The sequence below is a fragment of the Streptomyces prunicolor NBRC 13075 genome (genome assembly GCF_000367365.1).
Lineage (GTDB): Bacteria > Actinomycetota > Actinomycetes > Streptomycetales > Streptomycetaceae > Streptomyces > Streptomyces prunicolor.
This window is the reverse complement of the sequence record NZ_BARF01000050.1, coordinates 104138-129578: the sequence shown is the minus strand read 5'-3', so window position 1 is coordinate 129578 and position 25441 is coordinate 104138. Positions and strand designations below refer to the sequence as shown.

Annotated in this window: 4 protein-coding genes; all 4 read left to right on the top strand. The window is 69.2% G+C overall.

Going from position 1 to position 25441, the window contains the following annotated elements:
* The first annotated feature begins 4 nt into the window (after nucleotides 1–4).
* The 4 genes from SPR02S_RS22515 to SPR02S_RS58980 are packed head-to-tail and all read left to right on the top strand — an operon-like array spanning nucleotide 5 to nucleotide 25440.
* Nucleotides 5–7573, top strand: coding sequence for an SDR family NAD(P)-dependent oxidoreductase (locus tag SPR02S_RS22515; RefSeq protein WP_019059258.1), 7569 nt, complete (start codon nucleotides 5–7; stop codon nucleotides 7571–7573).
* Nucleotides 7570–15264: an SDR family NAD(P)-dependent oxidoreductase gene (locus tag SPR02S_RS62300; protein WP_052347029.1), complete on the top strand. Its 7695-nt coding sequence runs from the start codon at nucleotides 7570–7572 to the stop codon at nucleotides 15262–15264. The genes SPR02S_RS22515 and SPR02S_RS62300 overlap by 4 nt, the downstream gene beginning before the upstream one ends.
* The gene (locus tag SPR02S_RS56115; protein ID WP_019059257.1) at nucleotides 15261–20792 is read left to right on the top strand and encodes a beta-ketoacyl synthase N-terminal-like domain-containing protein; all 5532 of its coding nucleotides are present in this window, start codon (nucleotides 15261–15263) and stop codon (nucleotides 20790–20792) included. Before SPR02S_RS62300 ends, SPR02S_RS56115 begins: the two co-directional genes overlap by 4 nt.
* Before the next feature lie 22 nt (nucleotides 20793–20814).
* Complete coding sequence (locus tag SPR02S_RS58980; RefSeq protein WP_052347028.1) at nucleotides 20815–25440, top strand: type I polyketide synthase; 4626 nt, start codon at nucleotides 20815–20817, stop codon at nucleotides 25438–25440.
* Nucleotide 25441 lies beyond the last annotated feature (1 nt).

Genomic DNA, 25441 nt, shown 5'->3' with positions numbered 1-25441 from the left:
ATTCATGCAAACCAAAGAGATACTGCGTTCTCTTCGCGCGGGCCGGATCGGATTCGACGAGGCCAGGGCCGCGTTGACGGCCGGAGACGGCCCGCCGTCGCCCAAGGACGAGGAACAGGCCGGCATCGCGATCGTCGGCGCGGCGGGCAGGTATCCAGGAGCCGCGAACCTCGGCGAGTACTGGGACAACCTCCGCCTGGGCAGGACGTCCGTCCAGGAGGTGCCCGCCTCCCGATGGGACATCGCTGCCACCTACGACCCGCGACCGCAACGACGCGGCACGACGGACTGCAAATGGCTCGGCCCGCTCGATGGCGTGGACTTCTTCGACGCGGACTTCTTCCACATCACGCCACAGCAGGCGCGCGCGATGGACCCGCAGCAGCGCCTGTTCCTTCAGGAAGCGTTCCTGGCATTCGGCGATGCGGGCTACAGCCGCGACCTCCTGGACGCCAGCAGCTGTGGCGTCTACCTAGGCATCGCCGGGAACGAATACGGCGAGCTCCTGGCCCGGCACAGCCCGGACGCTGTGGACGCGACCGGCAACAACGCGGCGATCGCGGCGGCACGTATCGCCTACCACTTCAACCTGACGGGTCCGGCCCTCGCTGTCGACACGGCCTGCACCTCCTCACTGGTAGCGGTGCACCTGGCTTGCGAGGCGCTGCGCAGGGGCGAGATCGACATGGCGCTGGCCGGCGGGGTCAGCCTCCACCTCGGAGTGGGCCGCTATCTGAGCATGAGCGCCGCGGGGATGCTCTCGCGCACAGGAGCGTGCCGCCCCTTCGACAACAACGCGGACGGATTCGTCCCAGGTGAAGGCGTGGGGGCGGTGGTGCTCAAGCGCCTCGCCGACGCCGAGCGCGACGGGGACGCGATCCACGCGGTCGTCATCGGCTCCGCGATCAACCAGAACGGCAGCACGAACGGCATCACGGCTCCGAGCCGCAAGAGCCAGACCAAACTGGTGTCGGACCTGTACACGCGGCGCCGTATCGATCCCGCCGGCATCGGCTACGTCGAGTGCCACGCCACCGGCACCGTGCTGGGCGACTACATCGAACTCGACGCCCTCTCGGCCGTCTTCGCGGAGAGCGTGGAGGACAAACAGGTCTGTGCGGTCGGTTCGGTCAAGGGCAACATCGGCCACACGACGGCGGCGGCGGGCGTGGCAGGCCTGCACAAGGTGCTGTTGTGCCTACAGAACCGCACGCTGGTGCCCACGCCTCACCAGGCAGAACCCAACGCGTACTTCGACTTCGCGTCCTCGCCGTTCTACGTCGCCACCGAGGCCACGCCCTGGCCGGCCGGCGGCAGGCCGCGCCGGGCCGCCGTGAGCGCTTTCGGATTCAGCGGGAGCAACGCTCACCTCGTCGTCGAGGAGTACGTCCCGCGAGCCGCGCACACCGCCCGGCCGGACACCACCCGGAACCCGTATCTCTTCGTCCTGTCTGCGGCCACACGGGAGCAACTCGACGTTATGGCACGCGAGTTGCTCCAACGCATCCATCGCGGCCCGGTACCCGATCCGGCTTCGCTCGCGTACACACTCCAATCGGGGCGTGAGGCGATGGAGGTCCGGGTCGCGTTTCCGGCGGACTCGGTTCAAGCGCTGCTCGCCTCACTGGAGGACTACCTCGATCGCGGAACGAGGAGCAGCGGGATCCACCCCTCCGAGGCCGGCCGCGAGGCGGTCCGGGACACGGGGCAGGACCGGACGCGTCACTGGCTGCGCGACGGCGACCTGGCGCAGGTGGCGCAGGCGTGGGTGAACGGCGCTTCGTTCACCCACGACGACTGGCGGCTGTTGTACGGCGCCGACACCCCGCGCCGCGTCCACCTGCCGACCTACGTGTTCGCCACGCAGAAGTACTGGGTTCCGGAGCTGCCCGCCGGACCGGTCACCGTGCCCGAGCCGGATGCCACGGTCGCCGAAGTCGGCCCGCCCAGCACCTTCTTCCACTCCGACGAGCCGTACGTCAGCGACCACAAGGTGGAGGGCGTCCCCACGCTCATCGGCATGACGCACCTCAGCCTGGCCGTCGACTGGTATCTCGGCAGGTCGCCGCACCTGGACCAGGTACGCCTGCGCAAGCTGAGGTTCCTGCGGCCGGTCACCCTCGAGGAGGGCGACCGGGTCGAGGTGCGCATCGAGCCCGGTGCCTCCGAGGCGACCACCGTGTCCTTCAGGGCCCTCTACCGCCACCGGCCCGGCCAGGAATGGCTCGCAGCCGCAGAGGGCACAGCGCAGGACGACGGGTCCACGCCCGCGGTGATCGATCCGGACCGGTTGTCGGAGGGGCTGTCCCCGCTCGATCCGGAGGTGCTGTACGGCCGTAACCCGGCCATTTCCATCGGAGACACGTTCAAGACGCTCACCGCGGTGCACGCGAGTGACGACAGAGTCGTCGCTGTGCTCGACCTCGCGCGGGCCACCGGGCAGGACCACCGCGGCCATCTGTTGCACCCGCTGTTGGTCTACAGCGCGTTCCAGGCCGCCCTCCACTTCACGGCGGGCGACGGTGCCGTCGGCTATCTGCCTTTCGGCCTGGAGGACTTGTGGGTGCGCCGCGACACGGTCCCCGGGCAGGTGCGGTTGTCCGTACGGCTGAAGAGGAACTCCGGCGAGCTCATCGTGTTCGACGCCGACCTCGTCGACAGTGCCTCCCAGGTCGTCGCGTCACTGAACGGCTGTTCGATGAAGCGCGTCCGTGAGCGGGAGCCCCGGCCCCGCCCGCCCGTGCCTGATCACAACGCGCCGCGCAAGGCCGGCTCGTCGGCAGGACCGGACGCGGACATCGAGCGGTATGTGACGACGAAGCTGGCGGCGTTGCTGGGCAGCACGGCAGAAGAAGTGCAGCCGCACGTCAATCTGATGGATCTGGGCGCGACGTCCGCGCAGTTGGTCTCGCTCACCCAGGAGATCGAGCAGGAGACGGGCCTCGACCTGAGTCCCGCACTGCTCTTCGAGTACCCCAACGTGAAGGAACTCGCCGCCCACTTCCAGCGGGCCCACGGCGACGTCTTCGCCGCCCGCGTGGGTGCTGCCACCGCGTTGTCGGCACCCGATACGGAGCCGTCGGCCCAGGGTACGCAGCCGCGGCCTCGGCCCGCGCACAGTGCGACGCTCGACGCCGGAGCGCATGACATCGCCGTCATCGGTATGCATGGCATGGCCCCGGGTGCGTCGGACCTGGACGAGTTCTGGCGCAACCTGATCGACGAGAAGGACGTCATCACCGAGATCCCCGCGGACCGCTGGGACTACCGCCCGTGGTACGACACCGATCCCGAGGCACGGGACAGGACGTACTGCAAGTGGGGCGGCTTCCTCACCGACGTGGACACGTTCGACGCCGATTTCTTCCACATCTCGCCGCGTGAGGCGGAGTGGATGGACCCGCAGCTGCGCCTGCTCCTGCAGAGCGTCTACGCGACGGGCGAGGACGCGGGCGCCATGAGCCGACTCCGCGGCACCAATACGGGCGTGTTCGTCGGCGTGTGCTGCCACGACTACCTCGACCGGATCAACGAGCTCGGACTGCCTGTCGATCCCTATGTCGGCCTGGGCAACAACCACACGGTCCTGGCGAACCGGATCTCCTTCGCGCTGGACCTGAGGGGTCCCAGCGTGGCGGTGGACACGGCCTGCTCCTCCTCGCTCGTCGCACTGCACCAAGCCCGCCAGGCCTTGCGCGGCGGCGACTGCGACATGGCGTTCGTCGGGGGCGTGAACCTCCTGCTCTCGTCACAGCACTACCGGTTCTTCAGCAGTGTGGGCGCGCTGTCACCGACCGGTCGGTGCCATACGTTCGACGCGTCGGCGGACGGTTATGTACCGGGAGAGTTCGTCGGCAGCGTGCTGCTGAAGCCGCTGCGTCGCGCCCAGGAGGACGGCGACCGAGTCCACGCCGTGATCAAGGGCTCGGCCAGCCTGCACGGCGGCTACACGCCTTCGTTCACCGCACCGAGCGTGGCGGGGGAGGAGAACGTCGTCGTCAAGGCGTGGCAGGACGCCGGGATCGATCCGGAGACCATCACCTACGTCGAGGCGCACGGCACGGGCACCAAGCTCGGCGATCCGATCGAGATGAAGGCCCTGGGCCAGGCGTTCGGCCGTTTCACCTCGCGTGAGGGATTCTGCGCCGTGGGATCGGCGAAGGCCAACATCGGCCACACCGAGGGCGCCGCGGGCTTTGCGGGCCTGCTGAAGGTCGTGCTGCAGATGCGGCACCGCCGGATTCCCGCACTGCCGGGCCTGAAGACCCCCAACGAACTCATCAAGTGGGAGGGCACGGCGCTGCGCGCGGCGTCGGAGAACGCGGAGTGGGCCAGCCCCGAGGGCGTCCCGAGGAGGGCGGGCATCAGCTCCTTCGGAATATCGGGTGCCTACGCCCACGTGGTCGTCGAGGAGTACATACCCGGCAGCGGTGAGGCACCTGCGGTCGTCCGCGGTGGGCAGCCGGTGGCGGTCGTGTTGTCCGCCAGGGACGAGGACCGGCTGCGGGAGCACGCGCGGCGGCTCGCCGACGCACTCCGGGACGCGGCGTTCGGCGACGAGGACCTGCCCGCCATCGCTTACACGCTGCAGACCGGGCGCGAGGCGCTGCGGGACCGGATGGGCGTCGTCGTCCGCTCGGTGAGCGAACTCGAGACGGTGCTGCGCGCCTTCGGAGCCGGCCACGACGACGAGTGGGTCCACCGGGGCCGGGTCGGCGCGGCCGGCCGGCCTGCGGGCGTCAGCGTCGGCCAGGCGTCGGCAGGACCGGGGGAGTCGGCGCGCGAGCACTGTGCCCGGTTGGTGGCAGGCTGGGTCGGCGGTGACGGCATCGACTGGGAGGCGCTCTACGACACCCGGCCGGCCATCGTCTCCCTGCCCGCCTACCCCTTCGCCAAGGACCGGTACTGGATTCCGGCCGAAGCCACCGGTCCCGTCACGGACGAACCTGCTCGTCCCCTGCCGCCCACGGACTTGCCGGTTCACCATCCCCTGCTGCACACGGATGTGTCCGACGACGAAGGGCCCAGGTTCCGGGCGATGTTCACGGGGGAGGAGTTCTTCCTCGCCGAGCACGAGGTCAAGGGGCGGCGGATCCTGCCCGGCGCGGCGTACCTGGAAATGGTCCGGGAGGCCGTGCGGCGCAGCGGCCAGGCGTCCGGCCCGTCCGGTGAAGGCCTACGGCTGGAGGACGTCGTATGGCTGACGCCTATCGAGGCGTCCGGCCCCGGTACGCACGTCGAGGTGGCTCTCACGCTCGCGGACACCGGCCGGACGGACAGGCTCGACTTCGCTGTGTACACCCTCACCGGGCAACCCGGTGAGCAGGCCGTACTGCACTGCCAGGGCAGTGCCGTCCCGCTGACCGGTGACGGCGGCGGCTCGGCGCGCCTGGACCTGGACGCCGTCCGGACCGGTTGCGACGCCGGCCGACTGACGGCGGACCAGTGCTACGGGATGTTCCGTGCGGCGGAGATGGAGTACGGCCCGGCCTTCCAGGGGATCGAATACGTCCTCGGGGGCGAGACGCAGGCACTTGCGAAGGTGGGACTGCCGCCGTCCGTACGCGAGACCGGGGACGCGTATGTCCTCCATCCGAGCCTGCTCGACTCCGCGCTGCAGGCCACTGTCGGGCTCCGGACGGACCTTGCCGGGTTCGGGGAACCCGTCATGCCGTTCGCGTTCGAGTCGGTGGACATCCTCAGCCGGTGCCGGCCGTCGATGTGGGCCCGGGTACGGCTCAGCGAGGGTACGACTGCCACAAGCAGGCTGCGGAAGTTCGACGTGGACCTGTGCGACGCGGACGGCACCGTGTGCGTACGGATCACAGGTGCCTCCTCCCGAGCCTGGAAGGACGGGTTTTCCGAGGCGGGCGCACGGGACATCGAAACGATCACGGCCGTCCCCATGTGGGACACCGTCAGGCCGGCGAGCGAGGTCCACGACCTGCCGGGCCCGGGGCGGACGGTCGTCGCGGGCGGGGACCCGACGGCCGTACGAAGGCTGGCGCGGGCGTTCCCGGAAGCGCAGCCGCTGGTGCTTGCCGAGGACGCCACCGTCGACCGGATCAGCGCGCAGTTGCGGGCCTGCGGCCCGATCGCTCACCTGCTGTGGACCGCACCCGGCCCCGCGGCCCCGGCGGCCGGCTGGGACACCATGCCGAAGGACCAGGAGATTGGCGTCATCCAGCTGTTCCGGATCGTCAAGGCCGTGCTCGCACTCGACTACGGCCACCGCGACCTGCTCTGGACGGTGGTCACGGAACAGGCGCAGGCGACCGATCGCGCGGAAGCCGTCGACCCGACGCATGCCGGAGTCCACGGCCTGGTCGGTTCGCTGGTCAAGGAGTACCCGGATTGGCGTGTCCGAGCCGTCGACCTGCCCCTGCACGAGGAGTGGCCGGCCGAGGAGCTCCGGCACCTTCGGAGCACCGGCTCGGACGTGTACGCGTGGCGCGGGAAGCAGTGGCGCAGGCGGAAACTGATCCCGCTCCAGGGCGCGGCACCCGGTCGGCGCACGGGCTATCGCCACGGCGGTGTGTATGTCGTGATCGGCGGCGCCGGCGGGATCGGCGAGGCCTGGACCGAGTACATGATCAGAACGTATCGGGCCCAGGTCGTGTGGATCGGGCGTCGCGACAGTGATCCCGTGATCGAGCGGAAGATCGACCGGCTGGCGTCCTTCGGACCTGCCCCCCTCTATCTGCGGGCGGACGGCACCGACGAGGCAGAGCTGCGGCGTGCCTGTGAAACGGTCAGATGGCGTTTCGGCACGATTCACGGCGTTGTGCACTCGGCCCTGTCGTTGCGGGACCAGAGCCTGGCGCAGATGACCGAGGAACGCTTCCGTGCCGGTTACGCGGGCAAGCTCGACGTCAGCGTCCGCATGGCCCAGGTGTTCGCCGACGCGGAGCTGGACTTCGTCCTGTTCTTCTCCTCGGTGATCTCTTTCACGAAGGCCGCGGGGCAGGCCAACTACGCGGCCGGCTGCATGTTCAAGGATGCCTTCGCCGACCGTCTCGCCCGGGAATGGGCGTGCCCTGTCAAAGTCATGAACTGGGGTTACTGGGGGAGCGTCGGAGCGGTGGCCTCGACGGCGTACCGGGAGCGCATGGAGCGTGAGGGCATCGGCTCGATCGAGCCCGATGAGGCCATGCGGGCACTGGAGCTGCTGCTTTCCTCGCCCTTCGACCAGCTTGCCCTGCTGAAGGCGGCGCCGCACCGCGTCGATGCGATCGACATCTCCGAGACGGTGACGGTGTACCCGGGCGTGGGTGAATCCGACGACCGGGGCCCGACACCGCCGGATGTGCTCGGACGGCTGCGGGACCTGGCGAACACCCAGATCGGCGGCGGCATTCAACCATCCGACGAGGAGCGGCAGTTGAGCGACTACGGGTTCAGTCCGGCGGCACTCACCACGCTGGCCACGCGGGTGGGTGACGAGTTCCGGATCAATCTGCCGCAAGCGATCTTCATCGACTACCCGACCCTTGCCGACTTGGCCGGCTTCATCGCCGCGTCGGCGAGCGCGTCGATGCGCAACGGAGCCGGAGCGGGGCGGTGTCAATCATGACCGAACGATACGAAGGGCGCCTCGAGCGCCTGCTCGCACGGCTGGTGCGAGCCGAACTGTCCGCCATGGGTGCCCGACTCGGGCCGGACGCCGACCCCGTCGTGGTCATGGGCGATGCCGGGATATCGGGGGCCCACCGGGGCTGGACCGAGGAGACTCTCCGGGTGCTGCGCCGCGAGAGCCTTCTCGACGGCGGCACCACCACGGACGTGGACGCCCTGTGGCACGAGTGGGAGTGCGGCCGGGACGAATGGCTGGAGGTTCCCCATCTGCGGGGCAAGGTCGCCCTGGTGGACCGCACCGTGCGCGCGCTGCGGTCGGTCCTGACCGGTGACACCCCGGCGGTGGAGGTCCTCTTCCCCGATTCCTCCCTGAAACTGGTGGAGGCGGTCTACCGGGACAACCCAGAGGCCGACGCCGGGCGGGAAGCACTGGCCGACCAGGTTCTGGCGCACCTGACACGCCGGCTGCGCGACGATCCCGGCGCCACCTTCCGTGTCATCGAGATCGGAGCGGGTACCGGCGCGACCAGCAGTGCCGTGCTTCGCGCGCTGCACCCCCTGCGCGACCGGATGCGGGAGTACACGTACACCGACGTGTCACAGGCCTTCCTCCTGCACGCCGAGCGGGAGTTCGTCCCCGGACATCCCTACGTCGCCTGCCGCCTGTTCGACGTCGAGGCGGCACCCGAGGAACAGGGCCTGGAGGCCGGTGGCTACGACGTGGTGATCGCGGCCAACGTGCTGCACGCCACCCGGTCCATCCGCGACACACTGCGGCAGGCCAAGGCACTCCTGCAGCCCGGCGGCGTACTCGTGGCCAACGAACTCGTGGGCAACTCGCTCTTCGCCCACCTGACCTTCGGCCTGCTGGAGGGCTGGTGGCGCGCGGAGGACCCGGAACTGCGCCTTCCGGGCTGCCCGGGACTCGCGCCGGAGACCTGGAAGCGGGTGCTGCGCGAGGAGGGGCTGCACCCCGCCTCGTTCCCCGAGGTTCCGGAGGCGGACGCGGGACAGCAGCTGATCTGCGCCGTGAGCGACGGCGTGGTGCGGCGGCGCGTCACCGTGCACACCCCCTCCGGCAGCACTGCCCCGGACGCCTCCATCCGCGCCGCGGCATCGGCCGGCGCACCCGTCGGAGTCTCCGTCGCCAAGGACACCCTGAAGAGCCGGTGCGTGGAGTACCTCACCACGCTCGTCGCCGAAACGCTGAAGCGGCCGGCACACAGGATCGACGCGGCCGAGCCACTGCAGACGTACGGGATCGACTCGCTGGTGGTGGTGCAGCTGACGAACCGGCTGCGCAGGACGCTCGGCAAGGTGAGCAGCACCTTGTTCTTCGAGTACCAGACGATCGACGAACTCGCTGAGTACTTCGCTGAGTTCCGTGCGGACGCTCTCGCCGAGATGTTCGCGGCGCAGGAGCCGGCACAGCCCGGCACCGTGCCCGCCCCCCGGGAGCCGGCCCGCGAGACGCCCGCCACCGGCCCATCCGGCAGCACACGGACCTCGGAGCCCCCAACGGGTTCGCAGGCGATCGCCGTCATAGGGCTCGCAGGACGGTACGCGGGCGCGGAGGACGTGCACCAGTTCTGGACGAACATCCGGGAGGGCAGGAACTGCGTCACGGAGATCCCGGCCGACCGCTGGGACTGGCGGACGTACTACCGGGACGCGCCGGGCGACCCCGACGCGATGTACACCAAGTGGGGCGGCTTCCTCACGGACATCGACACGTTCGACCCCTTGTTCTTCCGTATCTCCCCGGCCGAGGCCGAGATGATGGACCCGCAGGAACGCCTGTTCCTGCAGACCGCCTACGCCTCCGTCGAGGACGCCGGCTACACCCCGGCGGCGCTCTCCGGCACCCGTCGGGTCGGCGTCTTCGTCGGGGTGATGAACGGCAACTACCCCTCGGGGGCGAACTACTGGTCCATCGCGAACCGGGTGTCGTACTCGCTGGACTTCCACGGCCCCAGCCTTGCCGTCGACACGGCCTGCTCGTCGTCGCTGACGGCGATCCACCTGGCGGTCGAGAGCCTGAACAACGGCAGTTGCGAATGCGCGATCGCGGGCGGGGTCAATCTGATCGTGGATCCGGTGCACTATCTGCGCCTCACGTCGATGACCATGCTGTCGCCGGACGACCGCTGCAAGGCGTTCGGTGACAAGGCCGACGGATTCGTCGACGGCGAGGGCGTCGGCTCGGTGGTGCTGAAGCCGCTCGCTCAGGCGGTGGCCGACGGCGACACCATCTACGGCGTCATCAAGGGCAGCCGGCTGAACGCGGGCGGAAGGACCAACGGCTACACCGTGCCGAACCTCAAGGCACAGCTGGAGCTGGTCTCCGAGAGCCTGCAGGCCGCGGGCTGCGACGCGCGCACCGTCAGCTATGTCGAGGCCCACGGGACAGGGACGGCACTGGGCGACCCGATCGAGGTCGCCGCTCTCGCCAGGGCATTTCGGCGGCACACCCCGGACAACCAGTTCTGTGCGATCGGTTCGGTCAAGACCAACATCGGGCACTGCGAGAGCGCGGCCGGGATAGCCGGTGTCACCAAGGTGCTGCTGCAGATGAAGCACGGCGAGCTGGCGCCCTCCCTGCACGCGCGCACGCCCAACCCCGAGATCGACTTCGCGGACACACCGTTCACGGTGCAGCAGGAACCGGCGCCCTGGATCCGGCCGAGGCTCACCGTCGACGGCGAAGAACGCGAGTATCCGCGGATCGCGGGAGTCTCGTCCTTCGGCGCCGGGGGTGCCAACGCCCATCTTGTCATCGAGGAGTACCGGGCCCACGAGCCGCGCGACCGCACCCCGGGGGAGGCGCCTGCGGCGGCATCGGTCTTCGTCCTGTCCGCCAGGAACGAGGAACGGCTGCGCCTGGGGGCAGACAGGCTGCTGACCGCACTGCGGGACGGCTCGCTCGACGACTACGACACGGCGGACCTCGCGTACACCCTGCAGACCGGCAGGGAGGCGATGAAGGCGCGGCTGGCTTTCGTGGCCCGCTCCCGGAGCGAGCTCGTCTCCGCGCTCCAGCGGCATCTCGACGGAGACGAGGATCCGGCGCTGTACCGAGGGTCCGTACAACGCGACGCACCCACCACCGACGTCTCCGGTGTGGAAGGGGCACGACCGGAGGCCATCGAGGAGTGCCTCCGGAGCCACCGGTACGCCGAGATCCTGGAGCTGTGGGTGAAGGGGGGCGCAATCCCCTGGTCGCGCCTCTACGACGGCCGTCGCCCGCGCCGCGTTCCGCTCCCGACCTACCCGTTTGCCAAGGAGCGGTACTGGCTGCCCCGGCACACGGACCGGCCCGCGGCGCCGCAGCCGGTGAGCGTGCGCGAGCCCGCGGCGCCGCAGGAGCCTCCGCTGCTCCTGCTGCCGCACTGGAGGGAAGCACCGGCGACCGCTCCGGATGCCGGCGTCCGCTGGACGGATCACCTCGTCATCCTGTGTGGGGACGACCCGGCGGCGCCCTCACGGCTGATGCCGGCTGCGGACGGCACCCGGCGGGTCAAGGTCCTGCAGTCGTCCGAGCGCTCCATGGACGGGCGGTTCGAGGACTACGCGCTGCGGTTGACCGAGGAACTGCAGGAGCTTCTGCGGGGAGGCGTGACCGGGCGCGTTCTGGTGCAGATCGTCGTGCCCGGAGTCGGCCCCGACGCGTGTCTGTCCGGTCTGGCCGGAGCGGTCAGAACGGCGACTCTGGAGAACCCGAAGCTGGTCGGCCAGCTGATCGAGACCGGCGCGGAGTCGGACCGCCTGGCGGCCGTCCTCGAAGAGAACGCGGCGCTCCCTGACGCTCGCCATGTCCGCTACGAGCAGGGGCGCCGCCTCGTCGCCGCCCACCGCGAGGCCGAGCCCGCCCGGCCCGGTACGGCAGAGCCCCGGTGGAAACCGGACGGCGTCTATCTGATCACCGGTGGGGCGGGAGCCCTGGGGCTGCTTGTCGCCGAGGAGATCGTGCGCCGGGAGCCCCGCGCGCGACTCGTCCTGACCGGACGCTCCGATCCGGACCCGCGCAGGCTGGAGGCCTTGGAGGCGCTGAGAGCCCATGGGGCCCGGGTCGACTACCGCACGCTCGACGTCGCCTGCCGCCCGGACGTCGAGGAGCTCATGACGGGCTTGCGCAGCCGTTTCGGCCGACTCGACGGCATCGTCCACTGCGCGGGTGTGCTGAGCGACGGATTCCTGCTGAGCAAGACCGCCGACGACGTGCGCCGAGTACTGGCGCCAAAGGTCAGGGGGGTGGTGAACCTGGACGAGGCGAGCCGGGCGCTGGAACTCGACTTCTTCGTGCTCTTCTCCTCGGTGTCGTCCGCCTTCGGCAACGTCGGCCAAGCCGACTACGCGGCGGCCAACGGATTCATGGACGCCTACGCCCCTTACCGCAACCGCCTCGTGGCCTCGGGCCGGCGCAGCGGTCACACCCTGTCCGTGAACTGGCCGCTCTGGCGCGACGGCGGGATGGGCGTGGACGAGGAGAGCGAGGAGTGGCTGCGGGAGAAGACCGGCACGGTAGCACTGGAGACGAAGGCCGCCATGCAGGCGTTGGACTGTGGCCTCGCCATGGGCTGCGACCGGCTGGCCGTCTTCGCGGGATCCCGGGAAAAGATCATGGAATATGTGAACTCCGCGGCCGGCACCCACCTGCGGTCCGAACCTGTCCGAGCAACCGCCTTCGACGAGGACGCGGTCCGGGAGAAGGTCGTCGACCGGCTGAAGAGTCAGCTGGCCAGGATCGCCAAGCTGGCCGGTGATGCCATCGACCACTACGAGCCGCTGGAGTCGTACGGCATCGACTCCGTCATGATCACCCGATGGAACCGGGCGCTGGAGGACGGGTTCGGCGATCTGCCCAAGACGCTGTTCTTCGAGCGGCGAACCATCGCCCAGGCCGCCGACTACCTGCTCGCCGAGTATCCCGCCGCCTGCCGGGCCTGGACGGGCACGTCCGCCGTGACGCCCACCGACGGACCGTCGGCGGACCCCCGAGTCACGTCCGGGCCGCTGACGACGCGAACGGTGACGGCCGCGCCGGTGGAGACCACGCCCATGGCGGCCGGGCCGTCGGCGCGGCAGTCGTCCGCCCGGCGTACGAAGGAGGTCCGGGAGCCCATCGCCATCATCGGTATGTCCGGGCGCTACCCGCAGGCGGACAGCCTGAAGAAGTACTGGGAGAACCTGGAGGCCGGCCGGGACTGCATCACGGAGATTCCGGGCGACCGGTGGGAGCTGGAGGGCTTCTACCACCCGGATCCGGCAGAGGCGGTCGAGCAGCGCAAGAGCTACGGCAAGTGGGGTGGCTTCGTCGAAAGCTTCGCCGAGTTCGACCCCCTGTTCTTCCGGATGTCACCGCGCGAGGCCTTCGGCATGGACCCGCAGGAGCGGCTTTTCATCTCCACGTCCTGGGAGGCCATGGAGGACGCCGGCTACACGAAGGAGCAGCTGGCACAGCGCTACGACCGCAACGTCGGTGTCTTCGCGGGCATCACGAAGACCGGCTTCAATCTGTACGGACCCGAGTTCGCGAACGAGGGCAGGCGAGGGGAACTGCACACGTCGTTCGCCTCCGCGGCCAACCGCGTGTCGTATCTGCTCGATCTGCGCGGACCGAGCATGCCCATCGACACGATGTGCTCCTCCTCACTGGTCGCCGTGCACGAGGCATGCGAGAACATCCACCGCGGCGACTGCGAGATGGCGATCGCGGGCGGTGTGAACCTGTACCTCCACCCGTCCAACTACGTCGGCCTCTGCTCGCACCGCATGCTGTCCGTCGACGGACGCTGCAAGAGCTTCGGCAGTTCCGCGAACGGCTACGTGCCAGGAGAGGGCGTCGGGGCCGTCGTCCTGAAGCGCCTGTCCGACGCGATCGCCGACCACGACCACATCTACGCGGTCATCCCGGCCACCGGGGTGAACCACGGAGGGCAGACGCACGGTTACACGGTGCCCAGCCCGACGGCCCAGCGCGACCTCATTCGCAGAACGCTGAACAAGGCGGGCATCGATGCCCGCTCGGTCAGCTACATCGAAGCGCACGGGACCGGCACCGACCTCGGAGACCCGATCGAGGTGGTCGGCCTCACCCAGGCGTTCCGGGGTGACACCGAGGACAACGCGTTCTGCGCGATCGGCTCGGTGAAGTCGAACATCGGCCACCTGGAGGCCGCCGCCGGTATCGCGGGTCTCATGAAGGTCGTGCTGCAGATGCAGCACGGAGTACTGGTGCCGAGCCTCCACGCCGAGCAGACGAATCCCAACATCCGCTTCGAGCAGACGCCGTTCACGGTGCAGCGGCAGCTCGGCGAGTGGCGGCGGCCGGCAGTCGTCCGCGACGGCGAGGCGACGGAGGGGCCCCGGGTCGCGGGCGTGTCGTCCTTCGGTGCCGGCGGGGCCAACGCGCACGTCCTCATCGAGGAGTACACCGGCTCCGCACGGCCGTCCCGCACCCGGGCCACGCGGGAACACCCCGCGCTGATCGTCCTCTCGGCACGCAACGAAGAGCAGCTCCGGGCCGGCGCAGTCCAGTTGCTGGAGGCGGTCCGCGAGGGAGCGGTGACCGACGACTGCCTGGTCGACGCCGCGTACACGTTGCAGATCGGACGCGAGGAGATGGAATACCGGCTGGCCACGACTGTGGACGGCGTCGCGGTGCTGGAGACGCGGCTCCAGGCATACCTGAATGGCGAGAAAGCCATCGAGGGCCTGTATCAGGGACAGACCAAGCGGCACCAGGAGCTGCGCGCGCTGTTGGCGGACGACGACCTCAGCCCCGCTGTGGACGCGATGCTCGCGAAGGGCAGGTACGGCAAGGTGCTTGCCCTGTGGGCCATCGGCCTGAAGCTGGACTGGACCGAGCTGTACGGCGACGACCTGCCCTATCGCATGAGCATGCCGACCTACCCGTTCGCCAAGGAGCGTTACTGGGTCCGGGACGCACCCGGTGCGGGGGAGGCCACGGCCGATCAGGACACACGGCGGGACGTACCGGAGGAGACGGCTCCCGTGCCGGCCGAGCCGGTGTCCGTAACGGCGGAGCCCGACAAGGCAGCGTCACCGCACCGTCCGCGCGTCCGGCTCTCCCCGCTGCCCACCCGCTCCGCACCCGAGCCGGCACAGGAGCGACCGCGCCCCGATGCCACCGCCCCGGTCCCGGCTCCCGCCCCGGCTCCCGCCCCGGCTCCCGCGCCCGCGCCCGCTCCCGCTCCCGCACCCGCGCCCCCGCGCTCCCCGGTCACTGTCGCCCCCGAGCCGACGCTCGTGGCGCCGAGCGTGCCGGAGATCTCCGCGGAGCAACTGGAGGACGAACTCACGTCCAGCCTCTCCGAGATCCTGGTGGTCAAGCGCGGCGAGATCGACCCCGACAAGAACTTCGTCGACCTGGGACTCGACTCGATCATCGGCGTGGAGTGGATCCAGGAGCTCAACAAGCGGTACGGGCTGGAGATCACGGCGTCCAGGATCTACAGCTATCCCACGATCCGGGAGTTCACCGGCTTCCTGTGGAAGCAGGTGTCCGCGGCGCCGGCAGCACGTGGCGCCGCCTCACCGGACCGGCAGCAGGATCCCGGCGGTGAGGACTCCCTGCGCACGCTCATCGAACGGGTGCGGCATGGCGGAGTGGAGATCGACGTCGCCGGCGAGCTCTTCGAGAGCCTGGTCAGCAAGGGGGCCCGATGACCGCCGAGGACATCTTTCACGCCCTGCGGGCCGGCGAGATCAGCCCGGAGACGGCCGAGCACGAGCTACGGGCCCTCCTGGCGGGCACCGGTCAACAGCCTCGGCAGGTGCCCGCCAACCCGGAAGCGAGCGGCGAGGAGGCCGTGCACTGGCGTCTGGTCCGGCCCGGTGTCGCGCTCGTGACCATGGAGGACCGGGAGCACAAGAACAGCTTCTCCCAATCCCTGCTGTCCGGCCTGGGCCGGGTGTTCGGCGAGGTCCAGGCGGACGAGCGCTGCCGTGTCGTGGTCCTGACCGGATACGACGGCTACTTCGCGTCCGGCGGCACGAAGGAGGGCCTGCTGGCCATCCAGGAAGGCCGGGTCCGGTTCACCGACAGCGATGTCTACACCCTGGCTCTGGACTGCCCTCTGCCGGTCGTCGCGGCGATGCAGGGACATGCCGTCGGCGCGGGCTGGGCGATGGGGATGTTCTGCGACTTCGCCGTCCTCGGCAGCCAGAGCTACTACACCAGCAACTACATGAAGTACGGCTTCACGCCGGGAGCCGGCGCGACACTGGTCTTTCCCGAACGGTTCGGGGCCGCCCTGGCCCGGGAGATCCTTTTCACGGGCCGGAAGTTCCGCGGCGCGGAGCTCCAGGCGCGTGGCGTACCGTTCCCGGTGGTGCCGAGGAACGAGGTGCTGCCGACCGCGCTGGACCTGGCCGGGGAACTGGCCGAGGCACCGCGAGACGCGCTGATCGGGCTGAAGAGCCTCATGGCAGCGCCTCTGCGGGAGCGACTGGCCGACACGCTCGAGCGTGAACTTCGCATGCACGACCTGACCTTCGTCGACCAGCCGGAGGTCAGAAGCAGGATCGACGCCCTGTTCGACGGTGTGAGCACGCCTCGGACTCAGCCGGTCGCCCCGGCGGCCCGGCCGCACCCGAAGCAGCCCGCCCTGTCCTCCACAGTGCCGTCAACTCGGCCGACGGGACCGGAGAGCGCTCCGGCCATCGCGGTCATAGGCATGTCGGGCCGGTTCCCGATGGCCGAGGATCTGGACACCTTCTGGACCAATCTGGCGACCGGCCGGGACTGTGTTTCGGAGATCCCCGAGACACGCTGGTCGCAGGCGGCCTATTTCGACCCCGACCCGAAGACGCCCGGCAAGACGCACAGCACGTGGATGGGGGTCCTGGAGAAGGCCGACTGCTTCGATCCCCTGTTCTTCAACATCTCCCCGGCCGAGGCGGAACAGATGGACCCGCAGCAGCGGGTGTTCCTCGCCGCCGGCTGGCACTGCATCGAGGACGCCGGCATCCTTCCGTCGTCCCTCTCCGGCAGCCGCTGCGGGGTCTTCGTCGGATGCGGGCCCAGTGACTACGGCCAGTTCCTCATGACGCAGGGCGAGAACCCCCAGGGGTTCACGGGAGCCTCCTGCGCGATTCTCAGCTCGCGCATCGCGTACTTCCTCAACCTCAACGGGCCGTGCCTGGCCATCGACACGTCCTGTTCCTCCTCGGGTGTGGCGCTGGCCGAGGCATGCAACAGCCTCGTGTTGGGCACGAGCGATCTTGCCCTGGCCGGCGGCGTCTGTGTACTGTCCGGGCCGTCGACGCACGTCATGGCGAGCAAGGCAGGCATGCTGTCCGAGGACGGCCGCTGCTTCACCTTCGACAGCCGGGCCAACGGCTTCGTGCCGGGTGAAGGCGTCGGCGTCCTGCTCCTCAAGCGTCTGGACGACGCCGTCCGGGACGGTGACCCCATACGCGGCGTCATCCGCGGCTGGGGCGTCAACCAGGACGGAAAGACGAACGGGATCACTGCCCCCAGCGGCAGTTCGCAGACCCTCCTGGAGAAGGACGTCTACGACCGCTTCGGCATCGACCCGGAATCGATCACCATGGTCGAGGCGCACGGTACCGGCACCAAGCTGGGCGACCCGATCGAGGTCGAGGCGCTGACCGATACCTTCCGCTCCTACACCGACAAGGAGGGCTTCTGCTCCCTGGGCTCGGTGAAGAGCAACATCGGGCACCTGCTCACAGCCGCCGGTGTCGCCGGCGTCATCAAGGTCCTGCTGGCGATGGAACACCGGATGCGCCCGCCGACGATCCATCTGTCGACGGTGAATGAGCACATCCGCATGGAGAACAGCCCGTTCTACATGAACACGTCTCTGGAGCCGTGGGAACCGCCCGGCGGCGCACCGCGGCGTGCCGCCGTGAGTTCCTTCGGTTTCAGCGGGACCAACGCCCACCTCGTCATCGAGGAGTACGAACCGCGGGCCGCGAGCACCGAGGCACGCGACCGGGCCGGTTGTGACACCCCGGTCCTGCTGGTTCTCTCCGCGCAGACGGACGAGCAACTACGGCGCTACGCGAGCGCCGTCGCGAGGACGCTGGAGAACTCCCCCTCGCTCGACCTCGCCGAACTGGCCTACACCCTGCAGGCAGGGCGAGAGACGATGGAGCGCAGGCTCGCGCTGGTGGCACGCACTCGTGAGGAGTTGCTGGACGCGCTCACCGGATACCTGGAGGGCAGGACACCCGGGTTGCGGACGGCGAACCCGGGCGGCCAGGAACTCGTCCACCCCGCCGAGCGCTGGCTCGCCGGTGAGCGGCCCGAGTGGAACCGGCTGTACGGCGATGCGGTACCCCGTCGTATTCATCTGCCGGTGTACCCCTTCGCGGAGGAGCGGTACTGGCTGCCGGCCTTTCGCCGGTCCCTGCGTACTGCCGAGGCGCCGGGCGCCCGGCCGGAACCCGCTCCGCCGGCGGCGGAACCCCGGGAATCCGCTCCCGCGGCGTCAACCGACGCCGCAGACCGGCTGTCCCAGGTGGTCGAGCTGCTGATCGCCGAGCTCTCCGAGCTGCTGCGCATCCCACGCCGGCGGCTGGCAACGCGCACCGCCTTCGCCGACATCGGCGTCGACTCGCTCGTCGTCCACCGGCTGCTCGAACGCCTTGAGGAATTCTGCGGCACCATCCCGGCCGAGGCGTTCTTCAAGTACAAGAACATCGGAGACCTCGCGCGGTACATCAGCGATCACCAGGAGGTGATCGTAGTTCCGCAGCCCTCCGTCGAGGAGCGGCCCGCGCCCGTTGCCGCGCCGACGTCCCACGACGTCGCGGTCATCGGGGTCAGCGGGCGGTTCCCGAAGGCGGAGACGCTGGAGGAGTACTGGGTCAATCTGGAATTCGCCCGGGACTGCGTGGTGGAGATTCCCAAAGAGCGCTGGGACCCCCGCGACTACGACCGTTCCGGCGGCGCATCGCACGGCAAGAGCGGAGACATGTACTGCAAGTGGGGTGGGTTCTTGCAGGACGTGGACAGGTTCGATGCGGCGTTCTTCCGGATATCGCCGCGCGAGGCCAAGTTCATGGATCCACAGGAACGGCTGTTCTTGCAGACCGCGGCCGCCTGTTTCGAGGATGCCGGCTACTCCCGTGAGCGGCTGAGCGACAGCCGGGCCGGAGACGGCCGGGCCTCCGTCGGCGTGTTCGTCGGCGCGACGTACAACAACTACCAACTGCACCAGATCCAGGGCTTCGCGACGGACGCGGGTCCCCCGGTCAACTCGCAGACCTACTCGATCGCCAATCGTGTCTCGTACGTCCTCAACCTGCGTGGCCCGAGCATGTGCGTCGACACCGCTTGTTCGTCCTCGCTCGTCGCGCTGCACCTCGCGTGTGAAAGCGTCAGCCGGGGCGAGAGCGCGATGGCGATCGCCGGCGGCGTCAACCTCTCCCTGCATCCGAGCAAGTACGTGTCGTTGTGCGCGGCGCAGTTCGCGTCGACCGACGGGCACTGCCGTGCCTTCGGCAAGGACGGGGACGGCTACGTGCCCGGCGAGGGTGTCGGCGCGGTGCTGCTGAAGCCTCTGGCGCGCGCCGAGGCCGACGGCGACCACATCTACGCCGTCATCAAGGGCACCGCCGTGAACAACGACGGCAGGACGTTCGGCTACAGCGTGCCGAACCCGACGGCGCAGGCCGAGGTGATCCGGGAAGCGCTGGACCGGGCGGGCGTCGATGCCCGGACGATCAGCTACGTCGAGGCGCACGGCACCGGGACCAAGCTGGGCGATCCGGTCGAGATCAGCGGCCTCACGGAGGCGTACCGCAGGGACACGGCCGACCGGCAGTTCTGCGCCATCGGATCGACGAAGTCGAACATCGGGCACCTGGAGGCCGCGGCCGGCATCGCCCAGCTGACGAAGGTGCTCCTCCAGATGAAGCACAAGAAGCTCGCCGCCTCGCTCATCCACGCGGAGGAGCTGAACCCCGGCATCGACTTCGTCGGGTCGCCGTTCCATGTTCAGCGGGTGACGGCCGACTGGAAGCGGCCGGTCGTCGACATCGAGGACAGCGAAACGGTCGTTCCACGCCGCGCCGGGATCAGCTCGTTCGGCGCGGGCGGGGTGAACGTTCACGTGATCGTCGAGGAGTACGACGCCGACCGCCACCGGGCCGGAAACAAGGACGCACCGGAGAGCGGACCGGCCGTCATCGTGCTCTCCGCCCAGCGGGCGGACCGGCTCAGGGCGTACTCCGAAGCGCTGAGGACGCATGTCCTGCGGACGTCGGATCGGGCCACGAGTGTGACGGACATCGCCTACACGTTGCAGACGGGGCGTGACCCGCATCCGTTCCGGCTGGCTTTTGTCGCCGCTGACCGGGACGACATTGCGCGCAAGCTGGAACTGTTCCTCAAGGACCACACCGTCGACGGCGAGACCTTGGTGCACACCGGCCGGGTGGATGTCCTCGCCGGTGACACCGGGCAGAACATCCACCCGGCCGTGCCCGAGTCGCTCGACTCGCCGTCGGCGATGGAGCGGGTCGCGCGGCTGTGGGTCCAGGGCGCGGAGATCGAGTGGGACACCTACTACCGCGGTCCCAAGCCCGGCCGAGTGCCTCTGCCCACCTATCCCTTCGCGGGCGACCGCTACTGGCCGGCAGGTGCGACGGCCGCTCCGGCAACGCCGGTGGCCTCGGCAGCGGTGACCGAGCCTCCGGTACAGGTGGCGGCGGCTCCCGCGCAGACGGCCCCGACAGCCCCGCGGCCACCGGAGCAGTCATCGCTGTCGGCCGAGCAGGAGACTTCGGAGCTGCTGTCGGAGCTCGTCGAGGCAGTGGTCGTCGAACGCGAGGAAATCCTGAGTCAGTTCATGCAGGAGCGGCTTGCGGACCTGCTCGACTACCCGCCCGCCGAGGTGCCCGAGATGAACCAGGGCTTCTTCGACATGGGCATGGAATCCGTCATGGTCGAGAAGTTCCGGTCCTTGATCGAGGAGCAGCTGGCTCTCACGATTCCCGACACCGCGATCTTCGACCACCCGTCTGTCGCCTCGCTGACCGAGTACCTGCTGGGGCTCGTCCCCTGGACAGACCTTGAAGCAGGTGCGGCGCACCGGACGAACCCGGCTCCGGTCAGCCCGTCGGAGACGACGTCGGCGGACACGCCTCCGGAGGAACCCGGACTCGAGGAGGTGGCAGGGGAACTGAGGGAGCTGCTCATGCAGCTGGGCGACATCCGATAGCGGACTGCGAGGGGACACGGACATGGCTGTTGAGGTGAAGCCCGATGACTACAGGGCACTTCTGTCGCGGTCGCTGGAGACGATCAAGCGATTGACGGCAGAGCTGGAAACGAAGACGCCGCCGAGGGAACCCATCGCCATCCTCGGCATGGGCTTCCGGCTGCCCGGTGGGTGCAGTGACCCGGACACCTTCTGGAAGTTCCTGCGGGACGGGGGAGACGGCGTCGTCGAAGTCCCCGCGGACCGCTGGCGTCTTGAGGACGTCTATGAGCCCGACTCGGAGACACCGGGCAAGATCTATCTCAAGGAAGCCGGGTTCCTGCGCGAGGACGTGACCCGGTTCGACGCGCACTTCTTCGGCATCTCGCCCCGCGAGGCGATCGAGATGGATCCGCAGCAGCGGCTTCTGCTCGAAGTCGCCTGGGAGGCGCTGGAACGGGCGGGAATCTCCCCGGAGGGGATCAGGGGAAGCCAGACCGGCGTCTTTGTCGGACAGATCGGTTCGGAGTACGCCGGCCTGCCTCGAGCCCAGCAGTTCGGCAACCCGTACACGCTGACCGGGTCGATGTCCAACATCACCTCCGGGCGCATCTCCTATGTGCTGGGGGTGCACGGTCCGTCGATCTCGATCGACACGGCGTGCTCGTCCTCGCTCGTCTCCGTCCATCTGGCGTGCGCGAGCCTGAACAGCGGTGAGTCCGACCTTGCCCTCGCGGGCGGAGCGAACCTGCTGCTGGCGTCCCAGGGCTTTTCCTCCCTCTGTGACATGGGGGCGCTCTCCAGGGACGGACGCTGCAAGACCTTCGATGCGGACGGCGACGGTTACGGGCGCGGCGAAGGCTGCGGTGTTGTCGTGCTGAAACGGCTCTCCGACGCCATCCGGGACGGGGATCCGGTGCTGGCCGTCATCAGGGGAAGCGGCGTCAACCAGGACGGGCCCGGCAGCGGTCTCACCGTGCCGAACGGATCGGCGCAGCGGGAGCTCATGCGCGCCACCCTGACCCGGGCCGACGTGCTGCCCAGCGAGGTCGGCTACTTCGAGGCGCACGGTACCGGTACGGCCCTGGGGGACCCGATCGAGTTCCAGGCGATGACCGATGTGTTCGGTGGCGACCCCTTGCGGAAGGCACCGCTGCAGGTGGGCTCGGTGAAGAGCAACATCGGCCATCTCGAAGGCGCTGCCGGCGTCGCGGGTCTGATCAAACTGGTGCTGTGTCTGCAGCATCGGGAGATTCCCCCCAATCTGCATCTGAACACTCTCAACCCGAAAATACGGCTGCCGGACATCCCTGCGAACGTGCCTCGGACGTGTGTCCCCTGGGAAGCGGAGGACCGCCCCAGAATCGCCGCGATCAGCTCTTTCGGATTCAGCGGGACCAATGCGCACGCGATCCTCGAGGAGGCGCCCGAGACCGTCGCCGGAGCGGCCGACGACGCGCTTGGCCAAGCCGGCCCGTCCGGGGCCACGGGGGAGCGTCCGCTGCACATCCTGACCCTCTCGGCCAAGAACAAGGGCGCCCTGCTCGACCTCGCCACCGCGTACGAGCCGCTGCTGGACGCCGATGACAAGCCGGCCCTGGCAGACATCTGTCACACGGCGAACGTGGGTCGCAGCCACTTCCCGCACCGCCTCTCCTTCGTCGCCGCGGATACGCGAGAGCTGAAGCAGCGGGTGTCCGACGCCGTACGCGACGGCGCGGCGGGGGACGAGGGCAGCAGGAACCGCAGGCAGGCACCGAAACTGGCCGTCCTGTTCAACGGGCGTGGCGACAGGCGCCTGGCGAGTCACCTGTTCCACAGCCAACCAGAGTTCCGGGCCGCAGCGCAGGCCTGCGATGAGGCGGTCAGGAAACTCACCGGGACCGGCTTCGTCGAGCACTGGTCGGCGAAGCCGAACGGCTCGGCCCCCGGTGCGCCGGCCGTCGCCCCGGAGGACCGCGGCAGCAGGGACATCGAGTCCTTCGCCCTCCAGTACGCCTTGTTGACCATGTGGCAGAGCTGGGGTGTGCGCCCTCGCGCGGTGCTGGGCCGGGGGACCGGTGAACTCGTCGCCGCCTGCGCGGCGGGGGTGATGGACATGCCCACCGCTCTCGGATTCCTCGTCGCTGGAACCGAGCTCGCGCGTACCGGGTCCGAGGCCACCCTCCACGTTCCGCAGCTCCGGGTGCTGACCGCGACGACGGGACAGGCCCTGACGAAGCAGGACGCGCTCTCCGCCGCCCACTGGGCGAGCGTGGTGCCGGCGGGGACGCGGCCCGAGGCGGGCATCGACGAGCTCATGGCCCAGGGGTACGACGGTTACCTCGGGATCGGCGCGGAGGCCACCGATGACGCGATGGCCGCCCGCCTCGTCTCGTCGGATCGTCTCCACCTCCCGTTCCCCTCCTCGTCCGACCCGTGGGACGTCCTCGCGCACGCGCTCGCCGAGCTGTACGAGGCCGGCCTCGACGTCGACTGGAAGGGGTTCGACCGGGGTTACCGGCGGACCAGGGTCGCCGTCCCTACCTACCCCTTCCAGCGCAAGCGCTACTGGATCGAGACGGCTCCTGCCCACCCCGCGGCCCCGGTCGTGGCCGAGCGGGACCAGGACGTCTTGGACGGGCGTGTCCTTCCGTCTCCCCTCAAGGAGACCCAGGTCGAGTTCACATTGCCGATGGACGCCGTACCGGATGTGCGCGCCACGCACGGGGTGCTGCACGTCGGCTACTACCTGGAGATGCTCAGCCGGGCGGTTCGACAGACCTTCGACCGGGCCTGCACGGTGCGCTCGCTCGCGTTCATCAGTGCTCTCCTCCTGCAGGAGGAGAGCGAGAACAAGATCATGCTCGTCCTGGAGCAGCAGCAGGACGAGGCGTCATTCGTCTTCTACTGCCGCACCGGCACCCTGGGGAACTGGAGCAAGCACGCGCAAGGCACCGTTCGGCTGCACGAGGACGAACCGGTGCTCGGTGGCTCCCGGTCCATCGAAGCGCGCACAGCGGATCTTGCAGAACGACGGCCGGGCTCCGAGTTCTACGCGGAGGTCGCTCGCACCAGGCGCCTCGAACTGGGTGAGGGGGTGCAGTGGATAGCCGACCTCTGGCAGGGGGACGGTGAGGCCCTGGCACGGCTTGCGACGCCGCACACCGCCCGGACGCCGCGCACCTTCACGATCGGCGCACATCCGGGGGTCTACGACGCGTGCGCACAACTCTTCCACGCCGCACTGCCGGACAACGTCGAGGCGGACACGCGGTTCATGGTCACCGAGTGGCGTGACATCGCCTGGCACGCCGCGGACGCCTCCCGGGAGCTGTGGTGCCACGCCACCGTCGAGCGCTACGACTCCGGGTCCGGTGAGCTGCACGGGCGCTTCGATCTGCTGGACCAGGACGGCATGGTCGTGGGGCGGATCGAAAGCGGCACCATGAAGGGCCTGAGTGCCCGGCACGACCAGATGTTCCAGCAGCTGTCCGAACAGCCCTCCGAGGCATCAGCCTTCGACGACGAGCTCTCGGAGATCATGCTGAGCCTCGGGGACGCCGCGGTCGCCGACCGGCCCCGTGTGCTGGAGGACTACCTGCGCCGGTGTTTCGCGGACCTCATGAAGATGGAGCAGGGCGAGCTCGACGCGGAGGAGCCGCTTGCCGACCTGGGGATGGATTCGCTGGTCGGAGTGGGCGCGAAGAAAACGCTGGACACCGAACTTCGTATCCAGCTGCCGCTGGCGCTGTTGATCGAGGGGCCGAGCGTGCACGATCTGACCAGGACGGTTCTGCCGATGGTCCGGATCGTCGAGCGCCCGCGCGAGCGGCCGGCCGATGGTACCGACGGGTCCAGGACCGCTTCGGAGTCCGTCGGCAGGGCAGCGCGCAGCACACGCTGGATCGCCCTGCGAAAGCCGAACCCGTCGGCGCGGTTCAAGCTGTTCTGCTTCCCGTACGGGCGGGGGCGGGGCGCTTCCGTCTTCCGCGACTGGCAGCGACTGCTGCCGGACGAGGTGGAGGTGTGCCCGGTCCAGCTTCCCGGCAAGGAGTCCCGGATCAAGGAACGGGCTTTCGAGGACGTCGACACGGCCATCGACACCCTGGCCGAGGTGCTGTCGCCGGAACTGGACCGGCCCTATGCCCTCTACGGCCACAGTGCCGGCGGGCTCCTGGCGTACCGGCTGGCGTACCGGCTGTGGCAGACCCACGAGAACACACCGCACCACCTGTTCGTCGGCGCGTACTCGGCGCCGCCGGTCTACCCGAACCCGATGATCACCTTGACGCGGAACCTCTTCAAGGAGATCGGGTTCGACGACATTCCGGCGCCGGACGATCTGCTCTCGGCCACCGCGGCGCAAAAGCAGAAGATCCTGCAGGTCCTGACGTCGGAGGCGGACCTCAGCGGTGAGCTGGCCGAGTTGCTGCTGCCGTCGCGGCTCGCGGAGCTGAAGCTGGTCCAGAGCTTCCAGTTCGACGGGGCTCGGTTCGACGTGCCCGTCACGGCATTTCACGGTCTGCGGGACGACAGGGTCGACCAGACACACATGACGGCATGGCGTGAGATCACGGACGGCGCCTTCACATTCCACCTGCTCTCGGGCGACCACCTCTTCCTCGGCGAGGACCAGGACCAGCGCCTGCTGCTACACCACATCCAGCACGGTCTGGGACTGGTCTAGG